The following is a 25,481-nucleotide window of genomic DNA, read 5'->3' as shown; positions in this document are numbered from 1 at the left end:
AATAGGTCTTGGGTGGTGCTCGACGCCGAGGTTGCAGACAGCGCACGGGCCGCTCGTCGATTCCGGTGGGTTTCTATACGTTCCAGCCCAAGATGGGGGTATGACGGAGGAGCCCGGACTGAGCGACCAGTACCGGAAGTCGAGTCCGTGGCCGCTGTTGATCGCGCTCGGATTCCCGCTCTCGGAGATCGGCGTCATCCTCGGGCTGTACCCTATCGCAGTCGGAGGACTGTTACTCCTGCTCGGGAGCATCGCCGGCATCCTCAGGGAGACGGAGTACGTGAGCAGCCCGTGGCCGGTGTTCGCCGGGATGTCTCTCGTCCTGATCGCGGTCGGGATCGGCGCGTTCGTCTACGTCGGCGGCTCGGTCGGCCTCGGCGGCGGCGAGTTGACGTACGACGGCGGTTCGCTGGCGCTGCGGGGACTCTCGATCGCAACGGCGGGCGTCGCCGGCGTCGTCGGCGCTGTGGTGGGCCGCTCGCGGACGCGAGCCCAGCCCGGCGTATAACGTCGCCGAACCGATATTTTCTTGCGCCGGCTCTCGGAGTCCAGTACGATGACCGACGAGCGTGCAATCGTCTTCGATCTCGACGGGACGTTGTTGCACTACACCCGCGATTTCGAGGCCGTTCTGTCGGACGCCGTCGACGCGGTCGACGGAGATGTTCCCGACGGCGCGGTCGATGCCTACAGCGACGCGTTCTTCGAGCGCTTCGAGGCCTGCGAGCCCGAGCCAAGTCTCGGTGCGTTCGAGGCGATCGGTGGCGACGCCGATCCGCGAGCGCTCAGAGACAGCCTTCGCCAACAAGAGCTCGACATGTGCCAACCCCACGAGGACGCCGCTGCGGATCTCGACCGTCTCAGCGAGACATTCGAAATCGGCGTCCTGACCAACGGCATCCACGAGTGGCAGCGCCACAAGCTGGAGGCGTACGACCTCGACGAGTACGTCGACGCCTTCGTCGCCTCCTACGAAGTCGGGGCTCACAAGCCGGACGTAGCGCCGTTCCGATACGTCGAGGAGCGGCTTGACGCCGACAAGCACGCGATGGTCGGCGACGATGATGCCGACGTTGCGGGTGCGCGGGCCGCGGGCTGGACCGCATACCGATACGACGGCGACGGGTTTGGCGACTTGCCGGACGCGATCGAGTGGTGAGATGCCGCGAGGGTGCCACCGCGCAGCGGCGAGACGACCGGCCCGAAACAGAATCTATTTCTGGCCCGCACCGCAAGCGACTCGTAATGTCACGAGAGTTGTTCGACCGAGACGCGATTCTGGACCTGTCGGTCAACATCATCCCGCTGGGAATTTTGCTGTTTTTCTTCGGGCTGTACATCGTCGCCAACCCGTGGGGCTTCGATCCGGTGTTTAGCACCCTGCAGTTCGCCATCATGGGCCTGATCCTGATCGCGCTGCTGATACTGACCTACGTCTCCGGGAAGGCGGTCGAGCGCGACGAGCGCCGGTACGACGACGGCGAGCACTGACGGGTCAGTCCGGTCCCCCCTTCTTGTTTCTTCTACTATTTTTATTACTAAAACAACTCATGTGGTGTGGTAACGGCTACCATGTCCGAATTCGGTAGAACAACGAATCTTTCTTTAGCAAGCAATCCTCAGTTCCGTGCATGGTAAACGGACAACTGATCCTGACGGTCCTGATGGGGGTCTTCCTGCTGGCCGTCGCCGCCGCGCTGACGCGCGTCGAGAGTTGGAGGTCGTACACTCCAGCGGGCGGCGCCACGGGCGGCGAGACGGCCCACGGCCATCAGGAGAAACCGAGCGGGATCTTGCGCTGGCTGACGACTGTCGATCACAAAGACATCGGCATCCTGTACGGAACGTACGCAGTCATCGCGTTCGCGTGGGGCGGCCTCGCGGTGATGCTGATGCGGCTGGAACTGTCGCTGCCCGGCGAGACGCTGATCGGCGCCTCGCTGTACAATGCGTTGCTGACGAGCCACGGCATCACGATGCTGTTCCTGTTCGGGACGCCCGTGATCGCCGCGTTCGGTAACTACTTCATCCCGCTGCTGATCGACGCCGACGACATGGCGTTCCCGCGGATCAACGCCATCGCGTTCTGGCTGCTTCCGATCGCGGCGCTGCTCGTCTGGGGCGGATTCTTGCTCGCGCCGTTCATGGAAAACGTCGCCGGCGCCCAGACCTCGTGGACGATGTACCCGCCGCTGTCGTCCTCCAGTACGGCGATGGGGACGCCCGCAGGTCCGAACGGCGTCATCAATCTCGGCGCGGACCTGATGATGCTCGGCCTGCATCTCTCGGGGGTTTCGGCGACGATGGGTGCGATCAACTTCATCGCGACCATCTTCACCGAGCGCGGCGAGGACGTGGGCTGGCACAACCTCGACATCCTCTCGTGGACGATCCTCACCCAGTCGGGCCTGATCCTGTTCGCGTTCCCGCTGCTGGGCAGCGCGCTGCTGATGCTGCTGGCCGACCGTAACTTCGGGACGCTGTTCTTCGCGCCGGAGGGCGGTGGCCCGATCCTCTGGCAGCACCTGTTCTGGTTCTTCGGCCACCCCGAAGTGTACATTCTGGTGTTGCCGCCGATGGGGATCATTAGCTACGTGTTACCCCGGTTTGCCGGGCGCAAGCTGTTCGGGTTCAAGTTCGTCGTCTACTCGACGCTGGCAATCGGGGTGCTGTCCTTCGGCGTCTGGGCGCACCACATGTTCGCCTCCGGGATGGACCCCCGGCTCGAAGCGGCGTTCATGGCGGTGACGCTCTCGATCGCAATACCGAGCGCGGTCAAGACGTTCAACTGGATCACGACGCTGTGGAACGGTGACATCCGCCTGACAGCGCCGATGCTGTTCTCGATCGGGTTCATCTCGAACTTCATCCTCGGCGGGGTTACCGGCGTGTTCCTCGCCGCGGTGCCGGTCAATCAGGCGCTCCACGAGACCTACTACGTGGTCGGTCACTTCCACTACATCGTGATGGGAGCCATCGGCTTCTCGGTGTTCGTGGGCCTGTACTACTGGTTCCCCATCTACACCGGTCGGATGTACCAGCAGCGACTCGCCAAGTGGCACTTCTGGCTGTCGATGATCGGCACGAACGTCGTGTTCTTCGCCATGATCCTGCTGGGCTACGGCGGCATGCCCCGGAAGTACGCCAACTACGAGTTCCCGGTCGGGCCGACGGGGATGTTCACCGACCTCCACCAGATCGCCACGTTCGGCGCGATCTTGCTGTTCGTCGGCCAGCTCATCTTCCTGTGGAACTTCATCGTCTCGTGGCTCGAAGGGCCGCGCGTCACCGACGACGACCCGTGGAACCTCGAAGAGCACGGTATGAAGGGCCGCGAGTGGGACTGGTTCGGCGAGCACAAGCTCCTGCCGATGGCCGACGGCGGCGAGCCGGAAGACGACGCAGAAGTTGCCACCGACGGCGGTGAGCGCGACGCCGTCGATCAGGCCTCGACTGCCGACGAGTAACTCTTTTCGCGCGTTTCTCGTTCGTTTTCGTCGATTGCAATGAGTTCTAGCGCTCGCAGCGCTCGCCGGAAGAACGATCAGACGCCAGCGTACAGAGGGCGAAGAAACGGGGTCGAACTACGGGACTGCGTCAGCTGAGGACGATGATAAAGCCCGTGAGGAACATCATGGTCACGATCGCGCCCAGCACGAGTCCGAGCAGTTCCTTCTCGCTCATACTAGCACTCAGGGGCGACGAGTGGAAAAGCCTAATCCTTTCAGGCCCGTCGTTTCGATCGTGACAGACGCCGAACCGACCTTCGAGGGGATCGACGCGGGCTCGGAACTGGACGGCCGACGGTTCGTGATCGGCCTGTACCTAGCGTTGAGCGGCGTCGCGGCGCTGATGGGTGCCGCCCTATCGGTGGTGTTGACCGAAGTGTCCGAGCCGCTGACGCTGTTTGGGTTCATCAGCCTGCCGCCAACCATGCTCGGGTTCGCGCTGTATGGCGGCCTCACCGTGGCGGCCGTTCTCGGAGTGCCGCTAGTTGCAATCTTGTATCTGTCCGAGCGGTAGGGCTCCTCAGTCGTCGCTGACCCGCTGTTGGATGTCGTCGACGATGTCGGGGTTCCGAAGCGTCGACGTGTTGCCGAGTTCGTCGCCGTTAGCGATGTCTTCGAGCAGGCGACGCATGATCTTGCCCGAGCGCGTCTTGGGGAGTTCCGGCGTGAAGACGATCTCCTCGGGGCGGGCGATCGGGCCGATGGCGTCTTCGACGTTGTCGACGACGCGCTCGCGGAGGTCCTCGTCGCCGTCAGTTCCCTCCTCTGTGATGGCGTAGACGTAGACCGCCTCGCCCTTGACTTCGTGGTCGCCGCCGACGACGGCGGCTTCGGCGACGCCTGGCACGCCGACGATTGCGGACTCGATCTCCATGGTCCCCAGCCGGTGGCCCGAGACGTTCAGCACGTCGTCGACGCGTCCGAGTACCGTGATGTAGTCGTCCTCGTCGACCTTCGCGCCGTCCTCGGGGAAGTAGATCCACTCGTCGCTGTCGGGATCGGAGTACTCCTCCCAGTACTCTTGGACAAAGCGCTCGTCGTTCTGATAGAGGGTCCGGAGCATGCCGGGCCACGGCTTCTGGACAGTGAGATGGCCGGCCTGCCCGGGCTCGACCTCTTCCTTGTCCGGATGGATGACTTTGGCGTCGACGCCCGGAAGTCCCGGTCCTGCGGAGCCGGGTTTCATCTCGTTGACCCCCGGTAATGTGGTGACCATCATGCCGCCAGTCTCGGTCTGCCACCACGTGTCGACGACCGGGCAGGACTCGTCGCCGACGTGTTTGTAGTACCACTTCCACGCCCGCGGATTGATCGGCTCTCCAACGGTGCCGAGCAATCGGAGACTGGAGAGGTCACGGCCTTCGAGGTGCTCTTTGCCCCACTTCATGAACGACCGGATCGCAGTGGGTGCGGTGTAGAAGATGTCGACCGCGTTCTTCTCGACGATCTCCCACAGTCGGTCCTTCTCGGGGTAATCCGGCGTCCCTTCGTACATCATCGTCGTGGTGCCGAGCGCGAGCGGCCCGTAGACGATGTAGGAGTGGCCCGTGATCCACCCGATGTCGGCCGAACACCAGTACGTGTCTTCCGGTTCGATGTCGAGGACGGCGTGGCTCGTCCACGCGGCGTAGGAGAGATAGCCGCCCGTGGTGTGCTTGACGCCCTTCGGTTGGCCTGTGGTGCCGGAGGTGTACATCAAGAACAGCATATCCTCGGCGTCCCGGGAGACTGGCTCGACGCGCTCGCCGTCGTGGTCGTCGACCAGCTCGTCGTAGTCGTGGTAGTTCGCGCCGAGGAAGTGCGTGAGCTTGTCGCCGAGACGGTCGACGACGACGATGTCCTCGACCTCGTGTTCGACGCCGCGAAGCCCTTCGTCGGCTTTCTCCTTGTGGTTGAGGGCGTCGCCGCGCCGGTAGTAGCCGTCGCAGGTGACGAGATACTCCGAGTCGGCCGAGTTCATCCGCGTCGCCAGCGCGTCGGCCGAAAAGCCCGCGAACACGACCGAGTGGGGCGCGCCGATGCGGGCACACGCGAGCATGGCGATCGGCAGCTCCGGAATCATCGGCATGTAGAGCGTGACCACGTCGTCCTCTTCGACGCCGAGGTCGCGCAGCGCGGCGGCGAACTCGTTGACCTCCCGATACAGGTCCTGATACGTGTACGTCCGGGTCTCACCTAGTTCGCCTTCCCACCGAATCGCGGCCTGATTCTTGCGGCCGTTCTCGACGTGGCGGTCGACGCAGTTGTACGCCGCGTTCAGTTCGCCGCCGACGAACCATTCGTAAAACGGCGCATCCTCTTCGACCAGCACCTCGTCCCACTCGTCGTCCCAGTCGAGCAGGTCGGCCGCCTGCTCCCACGCGTCGGGCCAGTTCTCCTCGAACTCCTCGTAGATCCCCGGATCGGTGACGTTGGCCTGCTCGACAAACTCCTCGGGTGGCTCGAACGAATCCTGTTCCTCCAAGCGAGCCTCCAACTCGACATCGGGTTCGTCTGTCATGGCGTACGTTCACGTGCACAACACGAGGGGATAAACGTTAGCCTAGCTGTCGGGGATTTCCGGGGGAGGGCGGCGGGGCAGCCGGTACAACGGTACCGGGACGAGCGCCGCGTCTCAGGCCAATCCGATTTCCTCCTCGTAGGCGCCGTGAGCGTCCTCGAACACCCGCATGATTTCACCCATCGTGGCGTACGCTTTCACTGCCTCGACGATCGCCGGCATCGTATTTTCGCCGGCTTCGATGGCGTCCTCGACGCTCGACAGTGCAGCCTCGACGGCGTCGTCGTCGCGCTCGTCTTTGACCGCCGCGAGGCGATCGCGCTGGCGCTGTTCGACGGTTTCGTCGACTTTGAGAATGTCCGGTCTGGTGTCTTCCTCGATGGTGAACTCGTTGACGCCGACGACGACCTCCTCGCCGGATTCGACGCGCTCTTGGTATTCGTAGGACGCCTCCTGAATCTCACGGTGGAAATAGCCCCGTTCCAGCGCCGTCAGGACGCCCTCGCGCATCGAGCCGTCGCCCATCTCGCGGATCTCTTCGAGGTACTCCATCGTTCGCTGCTCGGTCTCGTCGGTCAGCGCCTCGACGGCGAAACTCCCGCCCATCGGATCGACGATGTCCGCGGCACCCGATTCCTCGCCGATGATCTGTTGAGTGCGCAAGGCGACGCGAACGGCCTTCTCGCCGGGCAGCGCGAGCGCCTCGTCGAAGCTGTTGGTGTGGAGGCTTTGGGTTCCTCCGAGCACGCCAGCGAGCGCCTGAATCGTCACGCGGACGACGTTGTTGAGAGGTTGCTGGGCGGTCAGGCTCTGACCGGCGGTCTGGGTGTGGAACTTGAGTTGTTTCGACGCCGTCGCGTCGGCGTCGTACCACTCGTCCATCAGGCGGGCGTAGATCCGCCGGGCGGCGCGGAACTTTGCGATCTCCTCGAAAAAGGAGTTGTGGCAGTTGAAGAAAAAGGACAGTTGGGGCGCGAACTCGTCGACTGCCAGCCCGCGCTCGATCGCGTCTTCGACGTAGGCGAACCCGTCGGCAAGCGTGAAGGCCAGTTCCTGCACCGCAGTCGAACCGGCCTCGCGGATGTGATAGCCCGACACCGAGACGGGGTTGAACTTCGGCGTCTCGTCGGCGGCGAACTCGATCACGTCGGTGACGAGATCCAGCGACGGCTCGGGCGGGATTACCCACTCTTTCTGGGCGATAAACTCCTTGAGCATGTCGTTCTGGAGAGTTCCACGGAGCTCCTCGCGTGGAACGCCCTGTTGGTCCGCGATGGCGACGTACATCGCGTAGATCACCGGCGCGGAAGGGTTGATCGTGAAACTCGTCGAGACCTCGCCAACGTCGATTCCCTCGAACAGGACCTCCATGTCCCGCAGCGTGTCGACGGCGACACCTTCCTTGCCGACCTCACCGTCGGTCAGCGGATCGTCCGAATCCTTGCCCATCAGCGTCGGCATGTCGAAGGCCGTCGAGAGCCCGGTCTGGCCCTCGTCGATCAAGTAGTGGAAGCGCTCGTTGGTCTCGGTCGCCGTACCGAAGCCGGCGAACTGGCGCATCGTCCACGTCCGACCGCGGTACATCGTCGGGTAGACGCCGCGCGTGAACGGTTCCTCACCCGGGAATCCCAGATCGTCGAGGTAGTCGAGATCGGCCACGTCGTCTGGCGTGTAGAGACGATCCACGTCGAGGTTCGAGACCGTCGCAAACCGATCCTTGCGCTCCCCGAAGCGATCGAGGACGGGACCGAGCGTCTCCGCTTCGAACTCCTCGCGGGCCTCTCTGATCGATGCGAGGTCGTCATCGTCGTACATGAGTTCAAATTTTGCAGGACAAATAATGAAGATTTGGGCGGTCGAACGCCACGGCGGAAACGAACGTCGACAAAAATCGGTCGCAAGAACGGACAGCAGTCAGTTACGAACGCACGGCGTTAGTTGCTCGGCGCGAGCGCCCGCGCGACGCCGACGCCGAGCACAAGCGTCAGCACGGTGCCGAACAGGGCGCCACCGAGCGTCCCGAGGTGCGGGCCGAGACCGGGCAGCGCGTAGCCCGAGAAGAGGCTCACGTCCGTTGCAACGGCGTGGGACGCCGCACCCGCCGCTTCGGCGGCGTTCTCCATCGGCTCGGAGTAGCCGACCCGTGTGGCGGCCCACGCGAACACCGGCGAGAACAAGACCATCACGGTCAGCCCGGCGAGCGAGCGCTGCTGCCAGCGGCCGCGAGCGAGCGATCGGACGCTCATGCGGAGACTCCCTCCGAACTGGGCTGTTCAGTATCGACGCCGGTGCGGGCGAGCAGGCGGCAGCCGACCAGCGTGAGCAGGCCTTCGCCGAGGCCGAGGACAGCGTGGCCGCCGACCATCACGGCGACGACCGTCAACAGTTCGCCGCCGAAGGCGGGCGCGGTGCCCAACTGCAGGCTCGCAGACGCCGCGGCGGCGGTGATGCCGACCCAACCGCCCGCGATGGTGGCGACAGTCTCGTTCCGGTCGGCCAGCGACGCGTAGACGGCGTAGCCGACGTAGGCTTGAACGATCGCCATGTTCCAGACGTTCGCGCCCAGCGCCAGCGCGCCGCCGTCGGCGAACACCAGCGCCTGAATCGTCACGACGAGCGCGACGGCCAGCGCGCCGAGGTGCGGGCCGAGGGCGATCGCTGCAAAGGCACCGCCGACGAAGTGCGCGCTCGTCCCGCCCGGAATCGGCCAGTTGAGCAGTTGGGCGGCGAACACCGCCGCGGCGACGATGCCGAACAGTTGGATTCGATACTCGGTCAGCGAGTCGCGCGCTCGCATCGCGGCGACCGACAGCACGAGGCCGGCCAGCGCGAGGAACGCCCCCGCCATCCACGGATGTAGATAGCCGTCAGGTGTATGCATCGTCGGTCGATTGTGTAGTGGCGAGTATAGACGTATCGGAGTCAGGGATGGGAGTTGGCGTCGGGAAGCTACTCGTCGGGATCGACGACCTTCTTGCCGGTCGCTTTGGGGACGACCTGCTGATCGGCGTCTTGCCACTCCCGGTCGAGTTCTCGACCCTCGAACAGCCGATCGAGGAAGACCGCCAGTCCGGCGACCTCCGAGTGGGGTTGGTTGGTGACGCCGACGTTCCAGTCGGCGGCCTCGTACACGTCGAAGGAGACCTTCTCGGCGCCGACGACGATCAGCAGCGGATCGCCGTCGTCGTCCCGCGTTGCGCGAATCTCGTCTTCGACATCCTGCACGCGCTCGCCGTACATCGTCAAGTGGGCGATCCGGCCGTCCCACTCGCGCAACACGGCCTTGGGCGAGTCGGTCACTTCGGCTTCGAACGGGCCGCCGAACCGATCGGTGATGTCACGAACCGTCTCGGCGGCCTGCGTGGCGCCGGCGATGATCGCGCGGTCGGCGCCGAGCGCGCGGGCCGTCAGGCCGACGTGCGTCGTCATGCGGTCGTCCCGACCCGGTCGGTGACCGAGGCGCAGCACTGCGACCGCTGGCTCCCCTTGCATACGTTCGGCCTCGCACGGCGCGGGTTAGGGGGTTTCGCTTCCGGGCTGGGGAGGCGGTGAGCGAGGAGGAGTTATTCGACGCCAGAATGCGAACGAAACTTTACACGAGTGTTAAACCAGCCGGCAACAATCGGCCAACAAGAGGTATGACCGGGAAGAGCGAGGCGATCGAGCGCTGTGCGTACTGTCGGGACTACGTGCCGGTGACGCCGGTCGGCGTCGGGGCGCAAACAAGTGACACGGAAGCGTTGCGGGCGACCGTCAAGATCTGTCAGTCGTGTCAGGGCGACGGGCGGTGACGCCGAGAGCGGCCGCTGACAACGGGAGGACGCCGAGGCGAAAGCGTGTGTACCGAGTGCCGTTGCGCGAATGCAGAAACGCTTTTGTGTCCGCCATCGCCTCCGTGTGGTATGAGCAAGCGCGAGCTCCTCGAGTTGCTCCTAGAGAACGCCCGCTACTCGACGGCGGACCTCGCCCGGATGACTGACCTCGACGAAGACGAGGTCGTGGCAACCGTCGACGCACTGGAATCGGAGGGCGTGATCAAGGGCTACCAAGCGGTGGTGGACTGGAACAAAGTCACCGAGGAGCGCGTGCGCGCATCGGTCGAACTCAACGTCACGCTCGACCGGGAGACGAGCTACGGCGACATCGCCGAGCGGCTCGCTCGCTTCCCGCAGGTGACGACGCTACGGCTCGTCAGCGGCGACTACGACTTCGAGATGGAAGTCGAAGACGAGTCGATGCAGGAGGTCTCCCAGTTCATCAGCGACAAAGTCGCGCCGGTCCCCGAGATCACCCAGACGGTGACCCACTACGTGATGGACACGTACAAAGATCGGGGCATCCAGATGAGCGACGGCGACGACGACGACCGACTCTCCGTCTCGCCATGAAGGTCAGCGACCGCGTGCAGGAGGTTCCTCCCTCCGGAATTAGACGCTTCTTCGAGCTGGCCGAGGAGATGGACGACGTGATCTCGCTGGGGGTCGGCGAACCCGACTTCTCGGCGCCGTGGGCCGCCCGGGAGGCCGCCATCGACTCGCTGGAACGCGGCCGAACGTCCTACACGGCCAACCGCGGCCGGCGAGACCTCCGCGAGTCGATCGCCGACCACGTCGCCGAGCGCTACGATCTGACCTACGATCCCGACGATGAAATCATCGTCACTACCGGCGTCAGCGAGGGCGTCGACGTTGCGCTCCGAGCGCTCGTCGATCCCGGCGATGTCGTCGCGGTTCCCCAGCCGTCCTACGTCTCCTACGAGCCGGGCATCCGCTTTGCCGGCGGCGAGCCGCTTCCGGTGCCGACCAGCGACGACGAGTTCAAGCTCACGGCCGACGCCTTAGAACGGGCCGGCGCCGCCGACGCCGACGCCCTGCTGTACTGCTACCCGAACAACCCGACCGGGGCGATCATGACCGAAGACGACCTGCGACCGGTCGCCGCGTTCGCCCGCGAGCACGACCTGACGGTGTTTTCCGACGAGATCTACTCGGAGCTGACCTACGGCCACGAGCACACCTCGATCGCCACGTTCGAGGGGATGCGCGAGCGGACGGTCGTGTTCAACGGTTTCTCGAAGGCCTACGCGATGACCGGACTCCGACTCGGGTACGCGCTCGCGCCGGCCGACGCCGTCGCGGGGATGAACCGCATCCACCAGTACGCGATGCTGTCGGCGCCGACGACCGCCCAGTACGCCGCGATCGAGGCGCTCGAAAACTGCGACGACGAGGTCGCGGAGATGGTGAGCCAGTACGACCGCCGGCGTCGCTTCGTCCTCTCCCGGTTCGAGGAGATGGGTATCGACTGCTTCGAGGCCGAGGGCGCCTTCTACGTGTTCCCGGAAGTGCCCGGCGGCGACGACGAAGCCTTCGCAGAGGAGCTGCTACAGGAGCACGGCGTCGCCGCGGTGCCGGGCTCTGTGTTCGGCGAGGACGGCGAGGGCCATCTCCGGGTGTCCTACGCGACCGGGCTCGACGACCTGCGCGAGGCGATGGCTCGGATCGAGACGTTCGTGAGCTAGGCGACTGATACGAGCCGGCAGTCCGCCATTACCACGCGCACCAGCCCCAGCAAGTGAGTAACGCTTTTTCCGTCCCCGATTCTCTCTGAGATACATGGACACCGAGGAGCTCACTGAAGTCATCGAAACCTCTCTACCGGATGCGAGCGCAGATGTCGTCCAGCCCCGGGGCCCCGAGGACGACGATCACCTCGCCGCACTCGTCGTCTCGCCGGCGTTCGAGGGCAAATCGCTGGTCGAACAGCACGAACTGGTCTACGACGCGCTGGGCGACCGGATGACGACCGACATCCACGCGCTGGAGCTGAAGACGTTCACGCCCGATGAGTACGAGGACTGACGCCGGCGCGGCCGCGGCGTCCGGGCCACGCGCAGGCCGGGCGCAGCGTTGACGAGTGCGGTAGGCATTTGCGTCCACGCACACCACAGTCACACATGGCATTCGAACCCGAGTCCGACCTCTCCGCCGACGAAGTGGAGTCGCGGGTCGACGACGCGATCGAGAACAACGAAGTCGTCCTGTTCATGAAAGGCAACGAGCTGATGCCCCAGTGTGGCTTTTCGGACCGCGCCCTGACGCTGATCCAGCAGCACCGCGACGACTACGAAACCGTCGACGTGCTCGACGCGCTCGACGAGTACCGCGACGCCCTTGAGGACCACAGCGGCTGGGAGACGATCCCCCAGACGTACGTCGACGGGGAGTTCGTCGGCGGCAGCGACATTCTCGTGGAACTCGACGAGCGCGGTGAGCTCGCGGAGACGCTGCAGGCCTAGCGCCCCCGAATCTTTTCTTCGCGCCGCCGCGACCGGATCGTATGGTCAATACGAGTGCCGGCTACGGCGACGCACGCGCTGAGTTATACGACCAGTTGCTGTACGATCTGGACCGCCGCGATGCCGCGTTCTACGCCGATCTCGCCCGGAATGTCGATGGGGCAGCGCTCGAGCTCGCCTGCGGCACCGGGCGGATCTACCTCGACCTGCTCAGTGCGGGCATCGACGCGGACGGTATCGATGTCTCGGCCGATATGCTCTCGATACTCCGGCAGAAGGCCAACAGAGCGGGGCTGGAGCCGTCGGTCTGGCGAGCCGACGTAACAGATTTTGCGGTCGGGCGCGAGTACGGCCTCCTTTACTGTCCGTTTAACGCACTCCAGCACTTGGTGACTATCGAAGACCAGCTCGCCGCGCTCCGGTGTGCCCACGACGCGCTGGCTCCCGGCGGTCGGTTCGTCTTCGACGTGTTTGTCCCGTCGTTCGACCTGATCGCCGAGACCTACGGCGAGTGGCACGAGAACGATGTCGAGTTTCGGGGCGCAGAGCACCGCCACCGCAAGCGCACGCGGATCGTCGACGAGATCGAACAGCGCTTCGAGGTAGAAACCGAGCTCTACGATCCCGACGGTGAGCGCGTCTTCTCGTCGACGGATCACCTGAAGATGCTCCCAAAGCGCGAAATCGAGCTGCTGGCTCGCCGCTCGCCGTTCGACGAGTGGTCGGTCGCCGGTGGGTTCGACGGCGCCGCGGGAGAACTGGCCTCCGGTGACGACACGATCGAGGACGGCGATACGATCCAAGTATGGACGCTTCGAAAGGCTGACTGACGACTCGATCTCTCGACCGCCGTCGCAGATTCTCGAGGAATCCCCTACTTGCCAAGGTTGACGATCAGCGCTTCGTCTGCTCGCTCGAACTCGGTCCCGAACTCGCTCGACAGCGAGCGCATCCGCGAGCGACTCCACGCGGCGGCGTCCTCACCGGCGAGGTGGACGCTGCAGTCGTGGATCTCGGTTGGAACGAGTCGAAGCGTCTTCGGCGTCCCGGCGCTGTCGGCCGACAGCACGAACAGGAAGCTTCGGTCGTTGCGTCGACGCGGGTTGACCGCGTAATCGTCGACGAAGTCGCCGGCGTCGTAGATGATCGGTGCGCTCTCGTAAACCTCAATCCCGTGGAACAGATGGGCGCTGTGGCCGTGGACCGCGTCGACGCCCATGTCAACCAGCCAGCGGGCGAACGTCCGGAACGACTCGGGCGGTTCCTCAACCATGTTCGGTCCCCAGTGCAGCGATGCGATCACGAGATCGGAATCCAGTTCCTGCACCCGTGAGAGTGCATCCTCGACGCGCGCTCTCGTCTCGGGGTCGCCGCGGTCGATTTCGATCCACGCGGTCCCCGGTGAGGTCTGGCCGGCAGCGTACTCATGGGTGTTGTCCGTCAGCGAGACGACGGCGACATCGACGCCGTCCGCAGCGAACGACGCCGGCGCCAGCGCCTCCTCGAGATCAGTGCCGGCGCCGCTGCGCTCGATGCCGGCCTCGTCCAGATGGGAGAGCGTATCCCGGAGCGCCGTCTCCTCGAAATCCAGCACGTGGTTGTTCGCCAGCGCACAGGCGTCGACGCCAGCGCGCCGGAGCGCCGGTATTGCCCACTCCGGGTCGGCCCGGAAGTGAAACACCCGACGCGTGCGTCGCCACGGACTACCGCGATCGGAGAGGCAGCACTCCAGATTGATCACGAGCCCGTCGAGTTCACGGAGCGTCGTTACGGTGTTTCCCCAGACAGCGTCAACAGCACGATAGCGCTGGTGCTCGTCGACGAGTCGTCCGAGCATCACGTCGCCGGTTAGTCCGATTCTCGGCACGCCGGCCCACCTCTGGCAGGGTGTTTCACACGCGGCGCTACGACGGGACTGCCCGTAACGATGGGCATCGCAGTACACCGAGGAGAGAACACGTCGACGCGAACCTTTTATTTGATCGCTCGCGCCCGTTTCTACCATGGACCTACAGATCGACGGAAACGCGGCGCTGGTCACGGCATCGAGTAGCGGTCTCGGCAAGGCGTCAGCCAAAGCGCTCGCACGCGAGGGGGCAAACGTCGTCGTCAACGGACGCGACGAGGCGCAACTGGCCGACGCCGCAGACGAGATCCGCGCGGTGGCGTCCGGCGAGGTCGTCGAACAGCCCGGCGACTTGACCGAGAAAGAAGACATCGAACAGCTCGTCGAACGCACCGTCGAGGAGTTCGGCACCGTCGACCATCTCGTCACGAGCGCAGGGGGCCCGCCGAGCGGGCCGTTTCTGGAGACGACCGACGAAGACTGGTACGAGGCGTTCGATCTGCTGGTGATGAGCGTCGTCCGGCTCGTCCGTGCGGCCGAACCCCACCTGCGCGAGGGCGACGGCGGCACGATCGTCAACGTCACGTCCCGGAGCGTCAAGGAGGCGATCGACCAACTCGTGCTGTCGAACTCGGTGCGGATGAGCGTGATCGGGTTGGAGAAGACGCTCTCGAAGGAACTCGCGCCGGAGGTGCGAGCCAACGCCGTGCTGCCGGGGTCGCACGAGACGTCTCGGATCGAGGAGCTGATCGAGCAGTCGATGGACCGAGGCGAGTACGACAGCTACGAGGAGGGCCTCGACGACTGGGCCGATGGCAACCCCTCCGAGCGCATCGGCGATCCGATGGAACTGGGGGAGGTCGTCGCGTTCCTCAGCTCGCCCAAATCGAGCTACGTCAACGGGACCGCGATCCCGATCGACGGCGGGTCGGGCGCATCGAACCTATAGTGGCGAACAGGCGACGCAGTGGGGTGTGTCGCCGCCGCGGCGCTGCGTCGCACAATCGCGGACGCCGCGGGGCTGACGAGTCGGGCACGGGCACGCTGGCCGCCCGATCCGATATAAACCCCCGGCGTGACGCCGCTGCGTGGACGCCGAGACCGCGACGTGCCGACGCGAGGGACTTTTATTAGCGCCGCGAGTACGCCGGCGTATGTCGCTGGTGCTCCCGAGCGAGATCGTCGTCGAGCGTTTCGTTCCAACGGCGCGGGCCATGCTGGCTGGCGCGCTCGACGAACGGGGGTTCACCCAGCAGGAAATCGCCGATCGAATCGGTGTCACGCAGGCGGCGGTGAGCAACCTCGTCAACGGAAACGTCGCCGTCGAGGAGCGCTTCAGCGAGGATCCACGGATGGAGGCGACGATCGAGCGGATCGCCGACGGGTTCGCCGCCGACCGGATGGACGGCGTCGACGCCATGGCCGAACTGCTCGCGCTCGTCGAGGCGTTCGAGGACCGCGGCCCGATCTGTGCCGTCCACGAGGACGAGATGCCGGCGCTGGAGGGACTCGGCTGTGATCTGTGCGTCCAAGGACCCGACTCGGAGGTGCTGGCCGAGCGCGACGTGCTCGCGTCGGTCCGGCGCGCCGCCCGGCTACTTGCCGGCACCGACGGGATGGCCGAGCACGTGCCGAACGTCGGCACAAACGTCGGGATGGCGCTGCCGGACGCCGCCGACGGGACCGACGTGGCGGCCATTCCGGGCCGTATCTACCGGATGCGAGGAAACGTCGAGGTTCCCGCCAACCCCGAGTTCGGCGCCTCAGAGCACGTCGCCGAGACCATCCTCGCCGCCCGCAGCGTCGACGCCGACGCGCGGGCGGCGCTCAACGTCGCAACGAGCGACGACCTGCTCGCGGCCGCCAGCGAACGCGGTATCGAGCCACTGGAGTTCGATCCGGGCTACGAGGACCGCCGCGAGCACCTGCGCGAGGCGATGGCCGACCGCGGCGAGGTGCCGGCGGTGCTGTATCACCGCGGCGCCTTCGGCATCGAACCGGTCACGTTCGTGCTCGGTCGGACCGCCGTCGAGGCAGCAGAGCTAGCCGTCGAACTGGCGACGGGAGCAGACGGCGGCCACGAAAGGTAAGTAGCTGCTTGTCGAACCGACGACGCAACCGAGCCGTCACCGATGACCGACCGTACCGACCGACATCGAGGCGATACCAACACTGCCGGCGCGGACGCCAGCGAGCGCGAGCAGCTCGTCACCGCGTTACACGACATTTCGACTCGGCTGTGCGATGCCGACGGTCCGGAACAGATCTGTGCCACCGCCGTCGAGACGGGCGCAGAGCTACTCGGCCTGACGCTCACGGGTGTCTGGCTGCTCGACGAGGAGTACAACCGTCTCGATCCGGTCGCCGCGACCGCAGACACGCACGAGGTGCTCGGCGGCTTGCCACAGTTCGCGGAGAACGAGGGGCTGATCTGGGATGTCTTCCGCAGCGGCGACGCCGAGCTGTTCGACGATCTCCGGGACGTGCCGGGCGTCTACAACGACGAGACGCCGATCCGAAGCGAGCTGATCGTACCGATCGGTGATCGCGGCGTGTTGATGGCCGGTGCGCTCGACCCGGGAGCGTTCGATCCCACCGATCTGGAGTTGGCCAGCATTCTGGCCTCGAATGTCGAGACCGCACTGAAGCGGACAGAGCGGGAGCGGACCCTCCGCCGGCGGAACGAGACGCTCCAGCGCCAGCGCGAGCGCATGGAGACCGTGGCGACGGTGCTCGCACGCGATATCGAGGACCGTCTCTCGGCCGCTCAAGACGCGCTATCGGCACCGGACCGACGAGCAGCGGATACCGACAGATCGCTCGGCGGAGGTGGACAGACGGCTGTCACGGACGACCGGGCGACGGCGCGGGAAGAACTGGACGCAGCAACACGTCTTGTCGCCGATGTCAGGGAACTCGCTGGCGCGGGGGCCGATGGAACGCCGCGACGGCGCGTCTCGCTTGCCGACGCCGCGGTCGCCGCCGCCGACCGCGTCGACGGCGTCGCCGTTCGAGTGCACGACGAGCCGACGCTGCGGACCGATCGGCATCGTTTCGAGCGCTGCCTCGTAGCCCTGTTCCGGTTCGTCGACGCAGAAACCGATCGGCCTGTCAGTGTGTGCGTCGGCCGCCTCGACGATCGCAACGGATTTTACGTCGGTGTAGACAGTCCGAGCCTCTCCGAGGACGAGTGCGAACGCGTGCTCGATCCCGAGCACGCGGCGGCAGCTTCGACGCCGGGGCTCGGACCGGCGCTGGCCGCAGAGATTGCGGCCGCGAACGGCTGGAGGCTGTCGATCACGACTGGCGAAACGAGCGACGGCGTCCGCTTCGAGGTCGACGACGTGACGACAATCTCGCAGTGACAACTAGCGGGTAATATCACGACACGCCCGGCTGTACCCGTTCTGATCGTCGAGTTGTGCCATCGTGTCGTCGATATCCGAGCGCAACACGGCGAGGCGGTCCTCGAGTCGGGCGTACTCCTCGCTCGAACGGAGTTCCGCCTCCGTCTTTTGCTTGTCGAGGATCGCCTTCTTCGATGCGAGCGCGAAAAACTCCTGTAGCTGTTCGTCGTAGGTCGAGCGCAACAAGAGTTGGTCGACAGTGCTGGTCAGGTCGTCCGTTGAGACCGGTTTGACGAGATAGTCGTCGAAGCCCATTTCCACGATGTCGAAGCTGGGTTCGACAGCCGTCACCATCGCCACGCGGCAATCGAGTCCGCGGTCCCGGATCGTGTTCAACACGGTATCGCCAGAGAGGCCCGGCATCCGGCGGTCGAGCAGCACTACGTCGACAACCTGATCGATGGCGTCGAGCGCCTGACTGCCGTTGTACGCCGTCCGCACCGAGCAACTGTCTTCCAGCCAAGCGGCGTACAGGTCCGCGAGATCGGGCTCGTCCTCGACGATCAGGACGGTCGGGTCACTCGACCGTCCCATCTGCGCTACCCCCTGTACCAGCCATTGTCGTTAGTTTCCCAACCAATCAACTTCAATATAACGACTGTGAGCGTATAATGATAGTGAGCTAACAGTACAGGAACGCTCGACAGCGCGACCGCACCGTCGTCAATCCAGTTCGCGCTCGATGACGGCGCGCCAGTCGGCGATCGCGTCGGCGTCGGTGAGGATCGTTGTCTCGCCAGCCTCGATAGAGAGCCGACCGTCGTCGGTCGCCTCCCCCATCTTGGTGACCGGCGCGACGCCTTCGAACGCCTCGGCGACGGCGTCTGGCTCGGTCGTCTGGACGAGCGCCCGACCGGGCTGTTCGTGGAACAGCGCGGCGATCGAATCGTCGGCGTCGGGCAGGCTCACGTCGAGTCCGGCCTCGTCGGTGACCATCTCGGCCAGCGCGACGGCCAACCCGCCGTGGCTGATGTCGTGGACCGCCAGCGTCCCGTCTCGATCGGCCACCGCGGCCAGCGCGGAGACGACGGCGGCGGGCTCGTCGGGGAGCTCGGGGAACCGATCGGTGCCGCCGAGCTGCGCGAGGAACTCGGAGCCGCCGAGGCGAGCAGCCGAGTCATCGCCGGCCGCGAGATCCCCGACCAGTAGCAGTTCGCCCTCGGGCTCGACCGACAGCGGCGGGGCGTCGTAGCCGGGCTTCGTGCCGGTCATCGCCAGCGTCGGCGTCGGCGGGATCGGCCCCGTCGGCGAGTCGTTGTACAGCGAGACGTTGCCGCCGACGACGGGCACGTCGAGGTCGGCACACATGTCGGCCAGCCCGTCGACGATCCCCTTGAACGCGCCGTACACGTCTGGCTTCTCGGGGTTACCGCCGTTGAGACAGTCGACCGCTGCGAGCGGTGCTGCGCCCTTCGCGGCGAGGTTGGTCGCGTTCTCCAACGCGACGGCGCGAGCGCCCTCGTAGGGCGCCGCCTCGGTCCAGTTCGGCGCCGCACCGGCCGACAGCGCGAGGCCGACGCCGGGCGACGCCTCGCTTTCGGTCTCGCGGATCGCCATCACGGCGGCGTCGTCGCCGGGCGCGACGCTCGTGCGAACGCCGACCTCGTGGTCGTACTGCCGGTAGACCCAGCGCTTGCTCGCGGTGCTCGGCGCCGAGACCACGGTTTGGAACGCCTCGGCGAGATCGGCGTCCGGCAGATCTCGCTTGGGCGCTGTGGGGTCCTCGTGTGGCAGGTCGTTCATCGGCGCGCCCTCGCCGAGGAACTCGGCGTCCACGTCGACGACCGTCTCGCCCTCGAACGTGCAGGTGTAGTTGCCCTCGGTGACCTCGCCGATGACCGAACAGCCGAGATCGAACTTCTCGGCGATCTCGGCGACGCGCTCGACGTTCTCCGGGCGGACCTCGTAGCACATGCGCTCTTGGGACTCCGCGAGCAGGTACTCCAGCGCGGACATGTTGGGTTCGCGCTCGTGGACCTCGCTCAGTTCGATGTCGGCGCCGAGGCCGCCCTTGGCGACGAGTTCGCTTGACGCCCCGCCCAGCCCGGCCGCACCGAGGTCGCGGGCCGATTCGACGAGCGACTCGTCGATCAGCTCCTCGTTGGCTTCGATGAGGAGCTTCTCGGTGTAGGGGTCGCCGACCTGTACGGCCGGTCGGTCCTCGGTTTCGGCGTCTTCGCTCAGGTCCTCGCTGGCGAACGACGCCCCGCCGAGGCCATCCCGGCCCGTCGAGTTGCCCACGAGGACGAGCTTGTTGCCGGCCTCCTGAGCGACGGCCGTGATCATCCGATCGGCGTCGACCAGCCCGACACACGAGACGTTGACAAGCGGGTTGCCCTCGTAGTCCTCGTGAAAGTCGACGCTACCGCCGACTGTGGGGACGCCGATGCAGTTGCCGTAGTGGCTGATCCCCTCGACGACGCCCTCGAAGAGATAGCGGGAGTGTTCGCGGTCGAACTCGCCGAAGTACAGCGAGTCCGTCAGCGCGATGGGGTACGCGCCCATCGACAGCGTGTCCCGGACGATGCCGCCGACGCCCGTCGCGGCGCCGTCGAACGGATCGACGTAGGAGGGATGGTTGTGGCTCTCGATCCCCATCGTGATGTACGTCTCGGCGTTTTCCACGTCGGCGTCGGCCGCGTCACCGGCGTCGTACTCGGGCAAGGCGACGACGGCGGCGTCGTCGCCCGGTCCGACGATCACGCGTTCGTCCTCGCTATCGAACGCGCCCAGAAGCGGCCGCGAGGAGCGATACGCGCAGTGCTCGCTCCAGAGGTTCTCGAACAGCGCGGCCTCGGCCGGGGTCGGCTCCCGCCCGAGTTCCTCGACGACGAGATCCCGGTCCGGATCGGAGAGACTCATTCATCCCTCTGTTGACTCAGGCCCGATAAAGGGCTTTCCATGTGCACGAACGTGCAGGACAATTCCGGCCCACGTGACGGCCGCCCGTCGGCAGCCGTGCTAGCTGTCCGCGCGGCGTCGGGGAGACCGAGGTACTTTTGGGGGCACCGTCCGAAGGGTCGGCCGTGCTGTCGGTCGAGCTACACGCCCACTCCGAGCTGTCGCACGACGGTCGGGATCCCGTCGATCTCCTCTTAGAGCAGGCCGAGGCTGTCGGCCTCGACGCGCTGGCGATCACCGATCACGACGAGTTCGACGCCAGCCTCGAAGCCGCCCGCAAGGCCCCCGAGTACGGGCTCGTCGGGATTCCCGGCATGGAGATCACCAGCAAAGCCGGACACGTCCTCGGGCTGGGCATCGAGGAAGCCATCGAGGCTGGACTGCCGTTCGACGAAACGCTCGACCGCATCCGCGAGCAGGGCGGGGTCGCAGTCGTCCCCCACCCGTTTCAGGAGTCGCGCCACGGCGTGATGGCAAACATCACGCGCGGCCAGCTCCGGGCCGCCGACGCCATCGAAGTGTACAACTCCCGGCTGTTGACCGGTCGGGGGAACCGGCAAGCCGAGGAGTTCGCCCAGACGTACGGGCTGCCGATGACCGCAGGGAGCGACGCCCACATCAGCGAGATGGTCGGGCAGGCCGTCACGCGCGTTGACGCCGACGAGCGGTCGGCCGAGAGTATCCTCGACGCCGTTCGCGAGGGCCGAACCGCGGTCGACGGCAAGCGAACGCCGTGGCGGATCAGCTTCCGACAGGCCGCCGGCGGCGCCAAGCGCCGGGTCGTCGCCAAACTGCTCGAACTGTTCTAATGGTGCAGGGCGCCGATCCCGCCGTCGTCCGCCGGGCGCTCGACGACGCCGAACCGCTGCCCGGGACCGCCGGATTTGCTGGCGTTCTCGCCGCCGAACAGAGCGACGGCCACGACACGCTCGTCCGGGACGTGCTCGGTCGCTACCCGCTGTTCGTCGACGATTACACCGGCGAGCACGCGGCGTCGCCGAGCACCCTAGACGAGCCGCGATCCGTTCCCGCCGGCCACGTCCGGCGGCTCGACGGCGACGACGCCAAGTTCCAGCAGCGCTGGGCGCTTCCCGAGCCTGCTCCCATGGAGGACGAGCGCGCCGCCGTCGCCGACCTCCAAGCTGCTATTCGAACTGGCGTCGACGCCGCGGCGTCGGCGGCATCCGGCACAACTGATCCGGACGCCGATATTGCGGTCGCCTTCTCCGGCGGCGTCGACTCGGCGGTGGTCGCCGCCGGCCTCGACGCGGCGGGCGTCGACGCGCCGCTGTACGCCGGCGGGTTTCCCGGGAGCCACGACCTCGGCGCCGCCCGATCCGCAGCGCACGCGATGGACCGTGAGCTTCGGGTCGTCGAGTTCACCGTCGCGGACATCGAACGCGCGGTTCCCGAGGTCGCGCGGGCGATCGACCGCCCGGACGCGATGGCCGTCCAGATCGCCTTGCCGCTCTATCTGGTCGCCGAGCGCGCCGCCGTCGACGGGTACGATCACCTCGCGGTCGGACAGGGCGCCGACGAGCTGTTCGGCGGCTACGCGAAAATCGCCCGGGCACCCGACGACCCGCGAGTCGACGCCGACACCGTCCGGGGCGCGCGCGACGAGCTGCTCGGGACACTTCCCAGCCAGTTAGAGCGGGACGTGCTCGCCTTGCGGGGCGCCGGCGCCGAACCGGTGGCGCCGCTGTTGCACGACGCCGTCGTCGGGGCGGCGCTCCGGTTGCCGGGCGACGCGCTGGTCGACGCTCGGGGCGAGCGCAAGCGCGCCTTCCGGCTGGCCGCCCGCGAGTTCGTCCCCGATCGGGTCGCGTTCCGCGAGAAAAAGGCCGTCCAGTACGGCAGTCTCGCCGCACGAGAACTGGACCGACTCGCCCGGGAAGCTGGGTTCAAGCGCACGATGGACGATCACGTCACCGAGTACGTCCGATCGCGGATCGACGGGTAAAGGTGCGCCCACGGTCTACGCCAGGCTGATGAACCCGACGATCGGCGTCGACGCGCTTTCGGGAGCAGAGGGCGTCCTCGGCTACGCGCTCGTGTTCGTGCTGGCGGCGATACCCGTCGTCGAGGTGCTGGTCGTCGTTCCCGCGGGCGTCGCGGTCGGGCTGAACCCGCCGCTGGTCGCGCTGGCGGCGTTCGCTGGCAACCTCGCAACCGTCCTGCTCGTCCTCGCCGGCTCCGATCGGGCGCTGGCGTTCGTCCGCCGACGCTTCGGCAGTGCCGACGACGACGAGCCCTCGAAGCGCGTCCGGCGCGCGAAGCGGCTCTGGCGTCAGTACGGTACCGCCGGTCTCGCGCTGGCGGCGCCGATCACGACCGGCGCCCACCTCGCGGCAGTGCTCGCGCTCTCGCTGGGGTCGAAGCGGCGCGCCGTCGCAACGTGGATGGCGACCAGCCTGCTCGCGTGGACCGCCGCGCTGGCGACGGTCTCGGTCTACGGCGTCGATAGCCTGCGCGGGCTGTTTTAGAACTCCCCGAAGCGAGTGATCGGGTCGAGTTCCTCCATCGGCGGGTCCTCGAAGGCGTCCCGAGCGATCGTGCGGCGGTGGACCTCGTCGGCGCCGTCGACGATCCGGAACTGACGGACGTTCTCGTAGAAATCGGCCAGCGGCAGGTCCTTGCCGATGCCGTTGCCGCCGCAGTACTGCACCGCCGAGTCGATGGCGTCTTGGACGGCGTTTGCGGTGAACGTCTTGCACATCGCCACCTCGACGCGAGCCTCGGCGCCGTCGGCGTACTGGCCGGCGGCGTGGCGCACCATCGTCCGGGCGGCGTGCAGTTGCGTCCGGTGGTCCGCAACGTCGAAGCGCACGGCCTGCTTGTCCGCGACCGACGAGCCGAACGCGTCGCGCTCTGTGACGTACGCCGTTGCGATGTCGAGCGCGCGGTCGGCCATCCCGAGGAATCGCATGCAGTGGGTGAGCCGCGCGGGAACGAGACGCTCCTGGGCGATGGCGAAGCCGGCGTTCTCGGCGCCGAGCAGGTTCTCCTCGGGGACCCGCACCTCGTCGTAACGGATCTCGGCGTGACTCATCCCCATCGGCGCGCCGCCGACGTGGGGGATGTCGCGGACGATCTCGACGCCGTCGGCGTCGGCGGGCACGAGGAAGATCGAGGTTCCCTGATAGGGGTGGGCCTCGTCGTCGGTCCGGGCCATCACCAGCAACACGTCGGCCTCGCTGCCCTGCGTCGTCCACCACTTGTGGCCGTCGATCACCCACTCGTCACCCGACTTCTCGGCGCTCGTTCGAAGCATCTTCGGGTCCGAGCCGCCGCCCTGTATCGGCTCGGTCATCGAGAAGCCGGAGCGTGCCTCGCCAGCGGCCAGCGGGGCGAGCCAGCGCTCTTTCTGGGCGTCGGTGCCGACCATTTCGAGAGTGTGCATGTTCCCCTCGTCGGGCGCGCCACAGCGCAGCGCTGTCGGCCCGAGCAGGCTTCGACCGGCCTCCTCGAAGACCGGCAGTAGTTCCCGGAAATCGAGCCCGAGCCCGCCGTACTCCTCGGGGATCTGCGGGCCGTACACGTCGTACTCGCGTGCTCGCTCGCGCAGGCGCTCGATCTCGTCGTCCGGGACGGGCCCTGCGCCGAGATACTCGCGCTCGGCCGGAATCACGACTTCGTCGACGAACTCGCGGGTTCGCTCGGCGGCCGCGCTGCCGCGTTCGGGGTCGTCGTACTCCATGATCGTTCATCGTAGTTGCGTTGTAAAAAGCTGGCCCCGAACGGCGTCGTGCGGTCCGAACAACGCCGATTTCGTTTATTCTCGTGGCCCAAGATACTTGCCAACGTTACGCGTACCACACCAACATGAACGTTCACAAAAGATATCGGCGAGGCGATGCCGACGACACAGCGGCGTCGAGACGCCGAGGCGCGGCATCGAGCGACGGAGGCGGGAGCGACCGATGAGCGACGAGTATCTCGATCGGCTGGTCGACGACGATGCGCTGGCGTCGTATCTCGACGCCGAACTCGGGCCGGCAGAAACGTTCGAGTACGAACGCCTCGGCGAGGGCCACTCCAACGAGACGCTGGCAGTGACGTGGGGCGATCGGGAGTTGGTCCTGCGTCGCCCGCCGGCCGGCGAGACGGCCGACACGGCCCACGACGTGACCCGCGAGTATCAGGTGATGGACGCCGTTCAGGGGACTGACGTGCCGGTTCCGACGACGGTGCTTTCCTGCGATGACCGGGACGTGATCGGCAGCGAGTTCTACCTGATGGAGCGCGCTCGCGGCGACGTACCCCGCGACGACGAGCCCGAGCGCTTCGGGACGCCGGCGCATCGGCGGCGTCTCGGCGAGGAGGTCATCGACGCGCTGGCGGCGATCCACGAGGTCGACTACGAGGCGGCCGGCCTCGGTGAGTTCGGCTATCCGGAGGGCTTTACCGAGCGGCAGGTCCAGCGCTGGTCCGAGCAGTACACGTGGGCGTTCGAGGTCACCAGCGAGGACCGCGAAGTGCCCGAAATCTACGATCTGACCGGCTGGCTCATGGAACACGTCCCCGACGAGCATCCCCACACGCTCGTCCACGGCGACTTCAAGCTCGACAACCTCATGTTCGCGCCGGGAACGCCGCCGGAACTCACCGCCGTCTTCGACTGGGAGCTGTCGACGCTGGGCGATCCCCGCACCGATCTGGGGCTGCTCGCGCTGTTCTGGCGCGACCCCGGCGACCCCGAGCCGCCGACGCCGGAACTGCTCCAGCCCTTTACCGAGCGCGAGGGGTATCCGACCCGCGAGGAACTGTTCGAGCGCTACGAGAACCGGACAGGGATCGCCTTCGAGCACCGCCGGTTCTATCAGGTGCTCGCGGCCTACAAGCTCGGCGCGCTGGGCGAGATGTTCTACCGGCGCCATCTGGAGGGCAACGCCGCCGACCCGCTGTACCCGAAGATGGAGGACGGCGTCCCTCGGCTGGCCGAGTACGCGCTGGCACTCGCCGAGGGGGAGATCGAGCTGTAACCCTTGTCGAGGACAGTTCGGGCGTGACAGACACC

General features: G+C 66.4%; 27 protein-coding genes. 18 read left to right on the top strand and 9 right to left on the bottom strand.

Features of this window, described 5'->3' with window-relative positions:
* Positions 1–100: 100 nt before the first annotated feature.
* From CRO01_RS00750 to CRO01_RS00730, 5 genes are all read left to right on the top strand, one after another.
* A complete protein-coding gene (locus CRO01_RS00750; protein WP_097007213.1) occupies positions 101–508 on the top strand; it encodes a DUF7541 family protein in 408 nt (135 codons plus the stop codon).
* A gap of 48 nt (positions 509–556) precedes the next feature.
* Complete coding sequence (locus CRO01_RS00745) at positions 557–1,159, top strand: HAD family hydrolase (RefSeq protein ID WP_097007212.1); 603 nt, start codon at positions 557–559, stop codon at positions 1,157–1,159.
* Between the two features lie 86 nt (positions 1,160–1,245).
* A complete protein-coding gene (locus CRO01_RS00740) occupies positions 1,246–1,491 on the top strand; it encodes a DUF6684 family protein (RefSeq protein ID WP_097007211.1) in 246 nt (81 codons plus the stop codon).
* A gap of 140 nt (positions 1,492–1,631) precedes the next feature.
* The gene (locus CRO01_RS00735; RefSeq protein ID WP_097007210.1) at positions 1,632–3,467 is read left to right on the top strand and encodes a cbb3-type cytochrome c oxidase subunit I; all 1,836 of its coding nucleotides are present in this window, start codon (positions 1,632–1,634) and stop codon (positions 3,465–3,467) included.
* A 277-nt stretch (positions 3,468–3,744) separates the two neighbouring features.
* Entirely contained in the window at positions 3,745–4,023 is a 279-nt protein-coding gene (locus CRO01_RS00730) for a DUF7520 family protein (RefSeq protein WP_097007209.1), read from the top strand.
* A 6-nt stretch (positions 4,024–4,029) separates the two neighbouring features.
* Here CRO01_RS00730 and acs read toward each other — a convergent pair whose 3' ends face one another.
* From acs to CRO01_RS00705, 5 genes are all read right to left on the bottom strand, one after another.
* On the bottom strand, positions 4,030–6,009 hold the full coding sequence (gene acs / locus CRO01_RS00725) for an acetate--CoA ligase (protein ID WP_097007208.1): 1,980 nt from the start codon (positions 6,007–6,009) through the stop codon (positions 4,030–4,032).
* Positions 6,010–6,123: 114 nt separating this feature from the next.
* Positions 6,124–7,824 carry an acyl-CoA mutase large subunit family protein gene (locus tag CRO01_RS00720; RefSeq protein WP_097007207.1) on the bottom strand — a complete coding sequence of 567 codons (1,701 nt, stop codon included), beginning with the start codon at positions 7,822–7,824 and terminating at the stop codon, positions 6,124–6,126.
* Between the two features lie 119 nt (positions 7,825–7,943).
* A complete protein-coding gene (locus tag CRO01_RS00715) occupies positions 7,944–8,255 on the bottom strand; it encodes a PDGLE domain-containing protein (RefSeq protein ID WP_097007206.1) in 312 nt (103 codons plus the stop codon).
* On the bottom strand, positions 8,252–8,890 hold the full coding sequence (locus tag CRO01_RS00710) for an energy-coupling factor ABC transporter permease (RefSeq protein WP_218839107.1): 639 nt from the start codon (positions 8,888–8,890) through the stop codon (positions 8,252–8,254). The genes CRO01_RS00715 and CRO01_RS00710 overlap by 4 nt, the downstream gene beginning before the upstream one ends.
* A gap of 68 nt (positions 8,891–8,958) precedes the next feature.
* Positions 8,959–9,501, bottom strand: coding sequence for a tRNA (cytidine(56)-2'-O)-methyltransferase (locus CRO01_RS00705; RefSeq protein ID WP_097007204.1), 543 nt, complete (start codon positions 9,499–9,501; stop codon positions 8,959–8,961).
* Positions 9,502–9,647: 146 nt separating this feature from the next.
* Here CRO01_RS00705 and CRO01_RS16420 point away from each other — a divergent pair, with 146 nt between their 5' ends.
* From CRO01_RS16420 to CRO01_RS00680, 6 genes are all read left to right on the top strand, one after another.
* On the top strand, positions 9,648–9,800 hold the full coding sequence (locus CRO01_RS16420; RefSeq protein ID WP_179747357.1) for a hypothetical protein: 153 nt from the start codon (positions 9,648–9,650) through the stop codon (positions 9,798–9,800).
* A 111-nt stretch (positions 9,801–9,911) separates the two neighbouring features.
* Positions 9,912–10,397, top strand: coding sequence for an Lrp/AsnC family transcriptional regulator (locus CRO01_RS00700; protein WP_097007203.1), 486 nt, complete (start codon positions 9,912–9,914; stop codon positions 10,395–10,397).
* The gene (locus CRO01_RS00695) at positions 10,394–11,530 is read left to right on the top strand and encodes a pyridoxal phosphate-dependent aminotransferase (RefSeq protein ID WP_097007202.1); all 1,137 of its coding nucleotides are present in this window, start codon (positions 10,394–10,396) and stop codon (positions 11,528–11,530) included. The genes CRO01_RS00700 and CRO01_RS00695 overlap by 4 nt, the downstream gene beginning before the upstream one ends.
* A gap of 94 nt (positions 11,531–11,624) precedes the next feature.
* Positions 11,625–11,870, top strand: coding sequence for a BolA family protein (locus CRO01_RS00690; protein WP_097007201.1), 246 nt, complete (start codon positions 11,625–11,627; stop codon positions 11,868–11,870).
* Between the two features lie 95 nt (positions 11,871–11,965).
* Positions 11,966–12,307, top strand: a complete 342-nt coding sequence (locus CRO01_RS00685; RefSeq protein WP_097007200.1) for a glutaredoxin family protein — start codon at positions 11,966–11,968, stop codon at positions 12,305–12,307.
* A gap of 41 nt (positions 12,308–12,348) precedes the next feature.
* On the top strand, positions 12,349–13,137 hold the full coding sequence (locus CRO01_RS00680; RefSeq protein WP_097007199.1) for a class I SAM-dependent DNA methyltransferase: 789 nt from the start codon (positions 12,349–12,351) through the stop codon (positions 13,135–13,137).
* A gap of 44 nt (positions 13,138–13,181) precedes the next feature.
* On the opposite strand, the gene CRO01_RS00675 is transcribed toward CRO01_RS00680, so the two are convergent.
* Positions 13,182–14,174 (bottom strand): CapA family protein, encoded by a 993-nt coding sequence (locus CRO01_RS00675; RefSeq protein WP_245838478.1) that lies wholly within the window; start codon positions 14,172–14,174, stop codon positions 13,182–13,184.
* A 136-nt stretch (positions 14,175–14,310) separates the two neighbouring features.
* Here CRO01_RS00675 and CRO01_RS00670 point away from each other — a divergent pair, with 136 nt between their 5' ends.
* The 3 genes from CRO01_RS00670 (at position 14,311) to CRO01_RS00660 (ending at position 17,518) form a co-directional block, all read left to right on the top strand.
* Entirely contained in the window at positions 14,311–15,102 is a 792-nt protein-coding gene (locus tag CRO01_RS00670) for an SDR family oxidoreductase (RefSeq protein ID WP_097007197.1), read from the top strand.
* A 205-nt stretch (positions 15,103–15,307) separates the two neighbouring features.
* A complete protein-coding gene (locus CRO01_RS00665; protein WP_097007196.1) occupies positions 15,308–16,243 on the top strand; it encodes a thiamine-phosphate synthase family protein in 936 nt (311 codons plus the stop codon).
* A 42-nt stretch (positions 16,244–16,285) separates the two neighbouring features.
* Positions 16,286–17,518: a GAF domain-containing protein gene (locus CRO01_RS00660; RefSeq protein WP_097007195.1), complete on the top strand. Its 1,233-nt coding sequence runs from the start codon at positions 16,286–16,288 to the stop codon at positions 17,516–17,518.
* 3 nt (positions 17,519–17,521) lie between these two features.
* On the opposite strand, the gene CRO01_RS00655 is transcribed toward CRO01_RS00660, so the two are convergent.
* Both CRO01_RS00655 and purL read right to left on the bottom strand, forming a co-directional pair.
* Positions 17,522–18,094 carry a response regulator transcription factor gene (locus CRO01_RS00655; RefSeq protein WP_097007194.1) on the bottom strand — a complete coding sequence of 191 codons (573 nt, stop codon included), beginning with the start codon at positions 18,092–18,094 and terminating at the stop codon, positions 17,522–17,524.
* A gap of 129 nt (positions 18,095–18,223) precedes the next feature.
* A complete protein-coding gene (purL, locus tag CRO01_RS00650; RefSeq protein WP_097007193.1) occupies positions 18,224–20,422 on the bottom strand; it encodes a phosphoribosylformylglycinamidine synthase subunit PurL in 2,199 nt (732 codons plus the stop codon).
* Between the two features lie 164 nt (positions 20,423–20,586).
* On the opposite strand from purL, the gene CRO01_RS00645 reads away from it, so the two are divergent.
* From CRO01_RS00645 to CRO01_RS00635, 3 genes are read left to right on the top strand one after another with little or no spacing between them, the layout of a single operon-like run.
* Positions 20,587–21,270, top strand: a complete 684-nt coding sequence (locus tag CRO01_RS00645; protein WP_097007192.1) for a PHP domain-containing protein — start codon at positions 20,587–20,589, stop codon at positions 21,268–21,270.
* A gap of 2 nt (positions 21,271–21,272) precedes the next feature.
* Positions 21,273–22,424 (top strand): asparagine synthase C-terminal domain-containing protein, encoded by a 1,152-nt coding sequence (locus CRO01_RS00640; protein ID WP_097008290.1) that lies wholly within the window; start codon positions 21,273–21,275, stop codon positions 22,422–22,424.
* A 28-nt stretch (positions 22,425–22,452) separates the two neighbouring features.
* On the top strand, positions 22,453–22,947 hold the full coding sequence (locus tag CRO01_RS00635; RefSeq protein WP_097007191.1) for a small multi-drug export protein: 495 nt from the start codon (positions 22,453–22,455) through the stop codon (positions 22,945–22,947).
* On the opposite strand, the gene CRO01_RS00630 is transcribed toward CRO01_RS00635, so the two are convergent.
* A complete protein-coding gene (locus CRO01_RS00630) occupies positions 22,944–24,161 on the bottom strand; it encodes an acyl-CoA dehydrogenase family protein (protein ID WP_097007190.1) in 1,218 nt (405 codons plus the stop codon). The two genes, CRO01_RS00635 and CRO01_RS00630, sit on opposite strands and share 4 nt — an antisense overlap.
* Before the next feature lie 223 nt (positions 24,162–24,384).
* On the opposite strand from CRO01_RS00630, the gene CRO01_RS00625 reads away from it, so the two are divergent.
* Positions 24,385–25,446, top strand: a complete 1,062-nt coding sequence (locus CRO01_RS00625) for a phosphotransferase family protein (RefSeq protein ID WP_097007189.1) — start codon at positions 24,385–24,387, stop codon at positions 25,444–25,446.
* Positions 25,447–25,481: the final 35 nt, after the last annotated feature.

Source organism: Natronoarchaeum philippinense, from assembly GCF_900215575.1.
GTDB classification, from domain to species: domain Archaea; phylum Halobacteriota; class Halobacteria; order Halobacteriales; family Natronoarchaeaceae; genus Natronoarchaeum; species Natronoarchaeum philippinense.
The sequence above is the reverse complement of the archived record's forward strand: the minus strand, read 5'-3'. Positions and strand labels throughout refer to the sequence as shown.

Excerpts from the sequence above, each read along its gene's own strand:
- CRO01_RS00750 (WP_097007213.1), top strand. The coding sequence starts at position 101 with ATGACGGAGGAGCCCGGACTGAGCGACCAGTACCGGAAGTCGAGTCCG.
- CRO01_RS00745 (WP_097007212.1), top strand. The coding sequence starts at position 557 with ATGACCGACGAGCGTGCAATCGTCTTCGATCTCGACGGGACGTTGTTG.
- CRO01_RS00740 (WP_097007211.1), top strand. The coding sequence starts at position 1,246 with ATGTCACGAGAGTTGTTCGACCGAGACGCGATTCTGGACCTGTCGGTC.
- CRO01_RS00735 (WP_097007210.1), top strand. The coding sequence starts at position 1,632 with ATGGTAAACGGACAACTGATCCTGACGGTCCTGATGGGGGTCTTCCTG.
- acs (WP_097007208.1), bottom strand. The coding sequence starts at position 6,009 with ATGACAGACGAACCCGATGTCGAGTTGGAGGCTCGCTTGGAGGAACAG.
- CRO01_RS00720 (WP_097007207.1), bottom strand. The coding sequence starts at position 7,824 with ATGTACGACGATGACGACCTCGCATCGATCAGAGAGGCCCGCGAGGAG.
- CRO01_RS00715 (WP_097007206.1), bottom strand. The coding sequence starts at position 8,255 with ATGAGCGTCCGATCGCTCGCTCGCGGCCGCTGGCAGCAGCGCTCGCTC.
- CRO01_RS00710 (WP_218839107.1), bottom strand. The coding sequence starts at position 8,890 with ATGCATACACCTGACGGCTATCTACATCCGTGGATGGCGGGGGCGTTC.
- CRO01_RS00705 (WP_097007204.1), bottom strand. The coding sequence starts at position 9,501 with ATGCAAGGGGAGCCAGCGGTCGCAGTGCTGCGCCTCGGTCACCGACCG.
- CRO01_RS16420 (WP_179747357.1), top strand. The coding sequence starts at position 9,648 with ATGACCGGGAAGAGCGAGGCGATCGAGCGCTGTGCGTACTGTCGGGAC.
- CRO01_RS00700 (WP_097007203.1), top strand. The coding sequence starts at position 9,912 with ATGAGCAAGCGCGAGCTCCTCGAGTTGCTCCTAGAGAACGCCCGCTAC.
- CRO01_RS00695 (WP_097007202.1), top strand. The coding sequence starts at position 10,394 with ATGAAGGTCAGCGACCGCGTGCAGGAGGTTCCTCCCTCCGGAATTAGA.
- CRO01_RS00690 (WP_097007201.1), top strand. The coding sequence starts at position 11,625 with ATGGACACCGAGGAGCTCACTGAAGTCATCGAAACCTCTCTACCGGAT.
- CRO01_RS00685 (WP_097007200.1), top strand. The coding sequence starts at position 11,966 with ATGGCATTCGAACCCGAGTCCGACCTCTCCGCCGACGAAGTGGAGTCG.
- CRO01_RS00680 (WP_097007199.1), top strand. The coding sequence starts at position 12,349 with ATGGTCAATACGAGTGCCGGCTACGGCGACGCACGCGCTGAGTTATAC.
- CRO01_RS00670 (WP_097007197.1), top strand. The coding sequence starts at position 14,311 with ATGGACCTACAGATCGACGGAAACGCGGCGCTGGTCACGGCATCGAGT.
- CRO01_RS00665 (WP_097007196.1), top strand. The coding sequence starts at position 15,308 with ATGTCGCTGGTGCTCCCGAGCGAGATCGTCGTCGAGCGTTTCGTTCCA.
- CRO01_RS00660 (WP_097007195.1), top strand. The coding sequence starts at position 16,286 with ATGACCGACCGTACCGACCGACATCGAGGCGATACCAACACTGCCGGC.
- CRO01_RS00655 (WP_097007194.1), bottom strand. The coding sequence starts at position 18,094 with ATGGGACGGTCGAGTGACCCGACCGTCCTGATCGTCGAGGACGAGCCC.
- purL (WP_097007193.1), bottom strand. The coding sequence starts at position 20,422 with ATGAGTCTCTCCGATCCGGACCGGGATCTCGTCGTCGAGGAACTCGGG.
- CRO01_RS00635 (WP_097007191.1), top strand. The coding sequence starts at position 22,453 with ATGAACCCGACGATCGGCGTCGACGCGCTTTCGGGAGCAGAGGGCGTC.
- CRO01_RS00630 (WP_097007190.1), bottom strand. The coding sequence starts at position 24,161 with ATGGAGTACGACGACCCCGAACGCGGCAGCGCGGCCGCCGAGCGAACC.
- CRO01_RS00625 (WP_097007189.1), top strand. The coding sequence starts at position 24,385 with ATGAGCGACGAGTATCTCGATCGGCTGGTCGACGACGATGCGCTGGCG.